The 8,526-nt window shown below is 68.1% G+C and carries 8 protein-coding genes and 1 other RNA gene; 4 read left to right on the top strand and 5 right to left on the bottom strand.

Features of this window, described 5'->3' with window-relative positions; all coding sequences use genetic code 11:
* Positions 1 to 175 precede the first annotated feature (175 nt).
* Positions 176 to 1,666 (top strand): amino acid permease, encoded by a 1,491-nt coding sequence (locus tag RQG82_RS12965; RefSeq protein WP_311259472.1) that lies wholly within the window; start codon positions 176 to 178, stop codon positions 1,664 to 1,666.
* 37 nt (positions 1,667 to 1,703) lie between these two features.
* On the opposite strand, the gene rnpB is transcribed toward RQG82_RS12965, so the two are convergent.
* The 4 genes from rnpB to RQG82_RS12945 all read right to left on the bottom strand — a co-directional run bounded on the left by rnpB (position 1,704) and on the right by RQG82_RS12945 (position 5,002).
* An RNA gene (gene rnpB / locus RQG82_RS12960) (RNase P RNA component class A) lies at positions 1,704 to 2,060 on the bottom strand.
* 30 nt (positions 2,061 to 2,090) lie between these two features.
* Entirely contained in the window at positions 2,091 to 3,788 is a 1,698-nt protein-coding gene (locus tag RQG82_RS12955) for a bifunctional 3'-5' exonuclease/DNA polymerase (RefSeq protein WP_311259471.1), read from the bottom strand.
* Between the two features lie 25 nt (positions 3,789 to 3,813).
* The gene (locus RQG82_RS12950) at positions 3,814 to 4,545 is read right to left on the bottom strand and encodes a C4-type zinc ribbon domain-containing protein (RefSeq protein ID WP_311259470.1); all 732 of its coding nucleotides are present in this window, start codon (positions 4,543 to 4,545) and stop codon (positions 3,814 to 3,816) included.
* Positions 4,546 to 4,579: 34 nt separating this feature from the next.
* Positions 4,580 to 5,002: a YchJ family metal-binding protein gene (locus tag RQG82_RS12945; protein ID WP_311259469.1), complete on the bottom strand. Its 423-nt coding sequence runs from the start codon at positions 5,000 to 5,002 to the stop codon at positions 4,580 to 4,582.
* Positions 5,003 to 5,024: 22 nt separating this feature from the next.
* Between RQG82_RS12945 and RQG82_RS12940 the strand changes: the two genes are divergently transcribed.
* The gene (locus RQG82_RS12940) at positions 5,025 to 5,864 is read left to right on the top strand and encodes an aldo/keto reductase (RefSeq protein ID WP_311259468.1); all 840 of its coding nucleotides are present in this window, start codon (positions 5,025 to 5,027) and stop codon (positions 5,862 to 5,864) included.
* A gap of 49 nt (positions 5,865 to 5,913) precedes the next feature.
* Positions 5,914 to 6,849, top strand: coding sequence for an isoprenylcysteine carboxylmethyltransferase family protein (locus RQG82_RS12935; protein WP_311259467.1), 936 nt, complete (start codon positions 5,914 to 5,916; stop codon positions 6,847 to 6,849).
* Here the strand turns inward: RQG82_RS12935 and RQG82_RS12930 are convergent.
* Positions 6,821 to 7,657 carry a helix-turn-helix transcriptional regulator gene (locus RQG82_RS12930; protein ID WP_311259466.1) on the bottom strand — a complete coding sequence of 279 codons (837 nt, stop codon included), beginning with the start codon at positions 7,655 to 7,657 and terminating at the stop codon, positions 6,821 to 6,823. The genes RQG82_RS12935 and RQG82_RS12930 overlap by 29 nt on opposite strands.
* A 100-nt stretch (positions 7,658 to 7,757) precedes the next feature.
* On the opposite strand from RQG82_RS12930, the gene RQG82_RS12925 reads away from it, so the two are divergent.
* The gene (locus tag RQG82_RS12925; RefSeq protein ID WP_311259465.1) at positions 7,758 to 8,522 is read left to right on the top strand and encodes an SDR family oxidoreductase; all 765 of its coding nucleotides are present in this window, start codon (positions 7,758 to 7,760) and stop codon (positions 8,520 to 8,522) included.
* The last annotated feature ends 4 nt before the right edge of the window (positions 8,523 to 8,526 follow it).

Below are 8,526 nucleotides of genomic sequence, written 5' to 3'. Positions count from 1 at the left end.
GGGGGCCCCTTCTCCATGTCCGGGCGCGGGGTCGGCAGCGACCAGTCCACCGAAATACTGCGCGGAACCACAACAACATGCCACCATGGCATCTCTTCCGTGTCCTTCTCGGCGAGACAACTCTGAACGACGTCCTCGACATGAGGCCCACGTGGCAACGAAAGGCAGGTTCGAGATGAACGAACCATCAGGATCATCCTGGGAGAAGCCGGTTTCGCCGGCGACGACAGCGGGGTTCGTGCCCGTCGAGAGACCTCAGGCGAAGAAGCTGCGATCGCGCCACGTCACGATGATCACCCTCGGCGGGATCATCGGTGCGAGCCTCTTCGTCGGATCGGGCAACGTCATCCGCGCTGTCGGGCCGGCGGCGGTGCTGTCGTATCTCATCGGCGGACTGCTCGTGTTCCTCGCCATGCGCATGCTCGGCGAGATGGCGGCGTCGCGGCCGGCCATCGGCTCGTTCATGGAGTACGCACGCGTGGGCCTCGGCAACTGGGCCGCGTACCTCGTCGGATGGCTGTACTGGTACTTCTGGGTCGGCGTGCTCGCCTACGAGGCCGTGCTGGGCGGCGAGACCATGGCGAGCTGGTTCCCCGCAGTCCCGTCGTGGGCGTGGTCGCTGATACTGATCGGGATCTTCGTCGGCACGAACGTCATCTCCGTCCGGGCCTTCGGCGAGGTCGAGTTCTGGCTCGCCAGTGTCAAGGTGCTCGCGATCGTCGTCTTCCTCGGCGCCGGTCTGCTGTTCGCGTTCGGCCTGTGGCCGAACTCCGAGGTCTCGATCTCGAACCTGTGGGAGCACGGCGGCTTCGCTCCGAACGGCTTCGGCGTCGCGTTCACGGGGGTCGCGCTGGTGATCTTCTCCTACTTCGGCACGGAGATCGCCGTGATGGCGTCCGCCGAGTCGGAGGACCCTGCCAAAGGCATCCGCCAGGCGACGAGCACGATCATCTGGCGCATCCTGCTGTTCTTCGTCGGCTCGGTGCTCATCATCGTCACCGTCGTGCCGTGGAACGAGCTGCCGGTTCCGACCGATGTGGCGAATGCGCCATTCACCTACGCCCTGGAGCAGTTCGGCATCCCCGGGGCGAGCATCATCATGCAGCTCGTCATCTTCACCGCCGTCATCTCGGTGCTGAACTCGGGTCTCTACTCGGCATCGCGCATGTTCGCGGCGCTCGCCGAGCAGGGCTTCGCTCCCAAGATCGTGGCGAAGAGGTCGAAGAGCGGCGTGCCGGTGATGGCGCTGCTGGCCTCCACCAGCGGCGGACTCATCGCCACGCTGGTGAACTTCCTGACGCCGGGGTCGGGCATCTTCGACTTCATCATGAACTCGGCCGGCCTCGTCGCCCTGCTCGTCTATGTCTTCATCGCTCTCACGCAGTGGCGACTCCGCCAGAAGATGACGCCGGAGGAGGTCGCGAACCTCAAGCTCAAGATGTGGCTGCACCCCTGGCTCAACATCCTGCTGATCGCCTGCATCGCGGCGGTGATCGTCGTGATGATGTTCAGCGAGGGAGGCCGCACTCAGGTCTGGACGAGCCTCATCGCCACCGGCGTGCTCGTGCTGTTCTGGCCCCTCGTGCGACGCAACCTCCAGCGCCGGAAGGCTTCGGACGCTGACAAGCCGGAAGCGCACCTCGGGGGGCACGACGACCGCACGTGAGCGCGTCGGAAGCGCTCTGGTCAAGTGGGGTGAAGTGCGAATGGGCCGACCTGTACGCCGGGTTCTGTTCCGGGGTTCTTCGCCCCTTCGACGGCCATCTCTCTCGGCGACACGTTGCCGTGGCACTCTAGCGGTCTACCCGAGGACTCGGCGAGCCGCGTCAACATCCTCTGTCTGACCTTGCTCCGGACGAGGTTTACCTGGCGGGCCATGTCACCATGGCCCCCGGTGGTCTCTTACACCACCCTTTCACCCTTACCCCTTGCGGGGCGGTCTGCTCTCTGTGGCACTTTCTCGCGGATTGCTCCGGGTGGGTGTTACCCACCGTCCTGCCCTGAGGAGCCCGGACGTTCCTCGGTGCGGTTTCCCGCCACGCGACCGTCCAGTCGACCCATTCGCACGTCCAGTCTACGACCAGAGCGTCCTACTTCTCGGCCGACTCCGCGATGCGCAGATCGAGCGGGACATCGATCGGGAAACCCCCGAAGAGCCGGCGTGTGGCCACCGCCGCCGCTTCGCGCACGGCATCCGCGGCGGCATCCGCCTGCTCCTGAGGAACATGCAGGATCACCTCATCGTGCAGGAAGAAGGCCAGGTGCGCGCGCGAACCGAAGATCCCGGATGCCGAGGCTTCCCGCTCTGCCTCGGGAAGCCGCTGCAGGCGGTGCCTGATCTCAGCGAGCCAGATCAACGACCACTCGGCCGCGGTGCCCTGCACGACGAAGTTGCGGGTGAAGCGTCCCCAGTCGCGCGCGCGACGCCGCGCGAGCGCCACCTCGGCGGGATCGACGTCAGGATCGGTGGCGGCAGCCTGCATCGCCTCCCACTCGATCGACGGACGAGGTGACGATCGCCCCAGCCAGGTCGACACGACTCCCCCGTCTTCACCGAACCGTGCGGCCTTGTCGACGAGCGCCATCGCCCGCGGATAAACCTTGCGCAGCCGGGGAACCAGTCGCCCGCTGTCGCCGGTCGTCGCTCCATACATCGCCCCGAGGACGGCGTATTTCGCCTCTTCACGGGTGGCGACCGCGCCGGACTCCACGACGCCGGCGTAGAGGTCTTTTCCCTGCGCCGCTCGCACCATCGCACGATCGCCCGCCATGCCGGCGAGCATCCGCGGCTCCAGCTGAGCGACGTCGGCGACGACCAGCGTCCATCCTTCGTCAGCGCGCACCGCGGCACGCAGGTTGCGCGGCAGCTGCAGGGCACCGCCGCCGGCCGATGCCCACCGCCCCGTCACAACACCGCCCGTGATGTAGATCGGTCGAAAGCGGCCGTCGTGCACCCATTCGGCGAGCCAGGCCCATCCGTTGGCACTCAGCAGACGCGACAGCTTCTTGTACGCCAGCAGCGGCTCGACCACGGCATGGCTGTGCTGGGCGAGCTCCCACCGGCCGGTCGACTCGACCTGCACGCCGACGCGGTGCAGAGCACGGAGCAGCTTCGGCTGGCTCTCGAGGTTGAGCTGGGGGTCCCCGAGGATAGAACGCACCCGCTCGCCCTGAGCAACCATGAGGCTGGGGAGACCTCCCGCGACCGGGCGAGTGCCGAGGATCTCGGTGAGGATGCCGTCGTGCACCGACTCGTTCCAGGGCAGGCCGGCTGCCCGCATCTCCTCTGCGATGAGTCCTCCGGCCGATTCGGCCGAGGTGAGCAGCGTGAGCCGTCCGTCTTTGCCGTCCCTGAGAACACGACGCTGCTCGCGATACTGGTCGAGGGCTTCGCCGACAGGGTCATCCGGTGCGTCATGCGCGACGACGTCGAACAGCGCCGGCGCTTCGTCGACGGGTTCGCGTCGCACCCAGGCCTCCGACGGAGCGAGCGGGCGCGGGACCTTGTCTGTGTCGCGAAGGATCGCATGGCAGAGCAGGAGGTCGTGCGAACGGCTGAGAAGCACGCCCGCGTCGAGGAGGACGGGGTAGATCTCCCTGGCGCTGCGGATCACCCAGCGCGGCGGGTTCTCGCCCTCCTGAGCCGCGACCCACGTGGGCATCTCAGACGCGGAGAGCTCGAAACGACGGGCCTCGGCGTCGTCGGCATCGAGCTCCACCGCGGTGTAACCGCCCGAGCGAGCCGCCACCAGGACGACACGACGCTCGGTCTGCTGCCGCGAGTTCACCGCCGTCGCGCTCGCGGCGCAGAGATCACAGCCCGGATTCCTCGGTGCGCACCAGGATGCATCCGCACTCGGGACAGAAGACCACGAGGTCGTCGGGCGCGTTGCGGATGTCGTTGAGGTCGGTGCCCGGAAGCAGCATCCGGCAGCCTTCGCAGGTGCCGCGGCTCAGCACGGCGGCACCGGCGCTGTTCGCGGCGCGACGCGCGTAGTCGGCCAGGAGCGGCGCCGGAAGAGATGCCGTCACTGCCTCGCGATCGCGAGTCAGCTGGGCGATGAGGTCGGTCGCGGCAGCGACGTCGGCCTTGGCCTGAGCGGTGAGCCCGGTGCCCTCTGCGGTGGTCGTCCCGAGCAGCGCCTGCTGAGCGGCGACCGCTGCGTCGGCGTCTTCGACACGGCCCATGACATCGAGCTCGATGTCCTCGAGGTCGCTCTGGCGCTTCGCGAGGCTGGCGATCTCGTGCTCGAGCGCCTGCGCCTCCTTCGAGTTCGTCGCGGTGGCGAGACGATCGGCGTCGCGGGCACGGCGCTGCTCGACGAGCTTCACATCGGACTCGAGCCGCTTGAGCTCGGTGCGCACGTCGTCTCGCGTGCCGGTCAGCGCGGTCAGCTCGCGGAGCTGATCCTGACGGATCGCGACGAGCTCGGCGATGCGGGCGGCCTGAGGGGGCTTGGTGCGTGCACGCTCCGCCTGCGCGATGCGCCGGTCCAGGTCGGCGACGTCGAGCAGGATGCGCTGGTGTTCTGGGCTGGCGTTCACGCTCTCAAATCTAGTCGCTGCGCGGTCACGTCCATCACCCGACCTGGCCGTCGAGATACAGCCACCTTCGCTCCTCGCGCACGAAGCGGCTCCGTTCACGGAGCGAACCCCGCTCGGCGCCCTGCTGCCAGAAGGCCTCGAACTCGACCTCGCCGTCGCGATCGAAAGGGCCGCCGGCGCTGCGATCGACGATCACGAGCCGTCGCCAGACCACGTCGTCGTCGAGATCGATCTCGGCGGGGCGGGTCGAAGGGTGCCAGGTCGCCAGCAGGTACCCGGCGTCCTTCAGCGAGAACGCCGTGAACCGCGAGCGCATCAGGCGCTCCGCCGTGGGCGCGGCGGCCCCGCCGAGCAGGGGCCCGCAGCATCCACCGAAGACGTCTCCTGAGCCGCAGGGACACCGCGCCGCATTATCAGGGACACCGTCATCTGGCGCCATCCTCTGCAGTCCGCTCATCGCCCCAGCGTACGCTGGCGGCATGACCGCTCTCCCCCACTTCACCGCGCACAACGGCTTCGCTCTTCCGGCTCTCGGGTTCGGGACCTACGCCCTCAACGGGGATGCGGGCGCGGATGCCGTCGCCTCGGCGATCGGCGCCGGGTATCGCCTGATCGACTCGGCATTCAACTACGAGAACGAGGGATCAGTGGGTCGCGGGGTGCGCGCATCCGACGTGGACGCCGCGGAGCTCATCGTCACGACCAAACTGCCCGGCCGCCATCACCCGCGCGCGAAGGCGCGGACGAGCATCGAGGAGAGCCGGTCACGGCTCGGTGTCGAAGCGATCGACCTGCACCTGATCCACTGGCCGAACCCGCATCAGGACGAGTATGTGCAGGCGTGGGAGGCGCTGGTGGAGGCTCAACAGCGCGGAGTCGTGAGACAGATCGGGGTCTCGAACTTCCTTCCCGAGCACCTCGAGCGCATCGAGCGCGAGACCGGCGTCCGCCCTGTCGTCAACCAGATCGAGGTGCATCCGTACTTCCCGCAGGACGAGCAGCTCGCCTATCACCGTGAGCACGGAATCCTCACCGAGGCGTGGAGTCCGCTCGGTCGCGCGAAGCAGCTGATCGAGGAACAGGTGATCGGCGAGGTCGCCGCCGCCCACGGCATCTCCCCCGCGCAGACCGTGCTCGCTTGGCACATCGCACGCGAGACCGTCGCCATCCCGAAGGCGTCCTCCCTCGAGCACCAGGTCGCGAACCTCGCCGCCGGAGAGGTCGTGCTCACCACCGCCGAGGTCGAGGCGATCACGGCGCTCGGACGCGCAGACGGACGGCTCTTCGACGCGGATCCCGCCTCGCACGAGGAGTCCTGAGGCGGCTTGCTGAGCGGGAGTCGGCAGACGGCGCTCATAGACTGACGGCATGCCGGTCATCGCAGGGATCCCGATCACACCGGTGACGGCTCGACTGTATTTCGCCGTGCAGGCTCTGGCCGGAGCAGCATGGTGGATCGCGGTGGCGCTGTCGGACGACCTGCGTCGCCTCACCCTCGGAGACCTGCCTGCTGGACTCGTGGCGGTGTTCGACATCCCGCTCTTCGTGGTCGGTTCGGCGGTGGTCGCAGCCGGTTCACGATGGGCTCTCTGGGTCGCCGTTCCGTGGACGACCATCGTGGCCGCCGGCATGGCCGTCTACGCCACGGCAACGGGTCTCGCCGGATGGGGCGCCCTGGTCATGGTGATCGCAGCCGGGGCGAGCATCGCAGCCGGTATCGTCCTGCTCTGTGGGCGAGCCCCTGTGGAATGGCTGGTCACCGGTCCGCTCTCGTTCCGGCCGGCTGCGAGGATCGGAACGCGAGCGCTGCTCGCCCGCACCGGACTGCAGACGCTGTTCTTCTGGGGCACCTTCCTGCTGGCCATACCCATCGTGGTGTCGCTCGTGGAGGCCCGATGGTCGCTGCGCATCGAGGTTCCGCTCGTGGTCCACCTGGCCGGCGGGGTGCTGCTCGCCGCCGCGACCGCCCTCGGAATCTGGTCGGCCGTATCGATGTCGGTCGAGGGTGAGGGCACCCCGCTCCCGTCGCAGATGGCGCGGCGGCTCGTGATCACCGGTCCGTACCGCTACGTGCGCAACCCGATGGCGGTCGCCGGCATCGCACAGGGCATCAGCGTCGGCCTCATCCTGGGTTCCTGGCTCGTCGTCGCGTATTCGCTGTTCGGATCCCTGCTCTGGAACTCGGTCGTGCGCCCGCTCGAGGAGGCGGATCTGGAAGCGAGATTCGGGTCGGAGTTCGTCGACTACAGCAGCAGGGTGTCGTGCTGGGTGCCGGTCAGACCCGCTGTGTCCCGAGCACTCTGAGCAGTTCGAGCTTGCTCGCAGCGTCGCTGCCCGGCGCCGCTGTCAGCACGATGAGCGCCTGGGATTCATCCTCGGTGAACAACGCCTGGCAGTCGACCTCGATCGGGCCGATCTCGGGATGGATCAGGACCTTGTGGTCGTCGAAACGCCGCCGCACCTCGTGCACGTCCCACAGCTCGGCGAACTCCGGGCTGCGCGCGGTGAGCTCGCGCACGATCTCACCGGCTCGAGAGCGCTCGCCGAGCGCCCCGTAAGCGGATCGCAGCGATGCGACGAGCACGCGGCTGTGCCGTGGGTGATCCTGCTCCGGGTAGCGCCCGCGCTCGTCGTGCGGGTGCGCGAACCATCGGTAGATCCCACTGCGCTCGATCCCCTCCAGTCCGCTCACGTCTCCGAGCAGACCCCGGGCCGCGTCATTCTGGATCAGGACCTCATCGAGCACGGAGACGACGAAGGCCGGCGTGTCATCGAGGCGGTCGAGAACACGGAGCAAGCCCGGATGCACATAGTCGGTGAACGTCGTGCGGTCCGGGGCGCTGTGCCCGCAGACGCGATGCAGGTAGTCGCGCTCGTCGGGAGTCAATCGCAGCGCCCGCGCGAGTGAGGCGAGGATCTGCACGCTGGGCTGCGGACCTCGCTGCTGTTCGAGGCGCGCGTAGTAGTCGGTCGACATCGCTGCGAGCTGGGCGACCTCCTCGCGGCGGAGACCGGGAGTACGGCGGCGCGCTCCCGCGCCGAGCCCGACGTCCGACGGCTTCAGCTGCTCCCTGCGTCGCACGAGGAACTCGGCCAGTGCTTCTCTGTCCACCAGTGAAGTATCTCGTGCTCGGCGTCGTGCATCCAGGGACCGCGGATCCCTGGATGGGCCGTCTCTGGTGAGCCGCTCCGCCAGGCCGAAGAGTGGAGGCATGAACATCAGCGGAAACACCATCTTCATCCCCGGCGCCACGAGCGGCATCGGCCTCGCGCTCGCCCAGCGCTTCAGCGAACGAGGAAACACCGTGATCGTGGGCGGGCGCCGTGCCGAGCTGCTCGACGAGATCGCCGCGGCGAACCCGGGCATCGACACCGTCCAGATCGACATGACGGATGCCGACAGCATCCGCACGGCCGCGCAGACCGTCCTGGCCGCGCATCCCTCCCTCGACGTCGTCATCGCGATGGCCGGGATCATGCGCCCCGAGGACTGGAAGTCGCCCGAGGGGTTCCTCGAGACGGCCGAGGCGACGGTCACCACGAACCTGCTCGGCCCGATCCGGCTGATCGCGGCCTTCATCGAGCATCTGCGCACCATGCCGGATGCCACGATCATGACGGTGTCGTCCGGTCTGGCCTTCGCGCCGCTGCGCGTCACCCCCTCGTACAACGCCACGAAGGCAGCCATCCACATGCTCAGCGAATCGCTGCGCCTGCAGCTCGCCGGCACGAGCGTGAGCGTGCTCGAGCTCGAACCCCCCGCTGTGCGTACATCCCTCATGCCGGGGCAGGAGACCAGCGACTTCGCGATGCCCCTCGACGAGTTCGTCACCGAGGTCGTCGAACTGATCGAGACCCAGCCGGACGCGACCGAGATCCAGGTCGAGAACGTGAAGTTCCTGCGCTACGGCGAGGCTCGGGGCGACTACGCGCAGGTGGTCGAGACGCTCAACCGGCGCGACCCGCACGCGCACTGACCAG

The sequence above is a fragment of the Microbacterium sp. WCS2018Hpa-9 genome (genome assembly GCF_031843745.1).
Lineage (GTDB): Bacteria > Actinomycetota > Actinomycetes > Actinomycetales > Microbacteriaceae > Microbacterium.
Note: the sequence above shows the minus strand (reverse complement) of the source record. Positions and strands in the feature narration are given on the sequence as shown.